Origin of the sequence: Paenibacillus forsythiae T98, from assembly GCF_000520735.1 — a bacterium.
Classification (GTDB): domain Bacteria; phylum Bacillota; class Bacilli; order Paenibacillales; family Paenibacillaceae; genus Paenibacillus_AQ; species Paenibacillus_AQ forsythiae.
The window spans coordinates 1-340 of record NZ_ASSC01000712.1 but is presented as its reverse complement, the minus strand read 5'-3'; the positions used below and the strand labels follow the sequence as shown (position 1 = coordinate 340).

The 340-nt window shown below is 55.3% G+C and carries 1 protein-coding gene; it reads right to left on the bottom strand.

What is annotated here, in order from left to right; all coding sequences use genetic code 11:
* On the bottom strand, positions 1-340 hold a 340-nt coding region (locus L692_RS29790), incomplete at both ends, for a flavodoxin domain-containing protein (RefSeq protein ID WP_036724946.1).

The following is a 340-nucleotide window of genomic DNA, read 5'->3' as shown; positions in this document are numbered from 1 at the left end:
TCCAGACGCTTGTCGAAGTCCTTGCCCGTCTGGCAGTAAAATTCATAGGACATATCGCCCAGCGCCAGCACGGAATAGCGCAGCCCGGATAGCTCCGGCGCTCGCTTGCTGTGCAGGAACTCATAGAAGGAAATGGCGTTGTCCGGCGGCTCCCCTTCGCCGTGGGTGCTGACCAGAATAAGAAGATTCTCAAGCTTTTTCAGCGTATTCGGTTTGAAATCGCTCATTGCGGACAGGCTTACCTTATATCCCGATTCCTCCAGCTTCTTGGCAAATTTCTTCGCCAGGCCGCGGGCATTGTCCGTCTGCGATCCAAAGAGCACCGTGACATCCTTCGCCG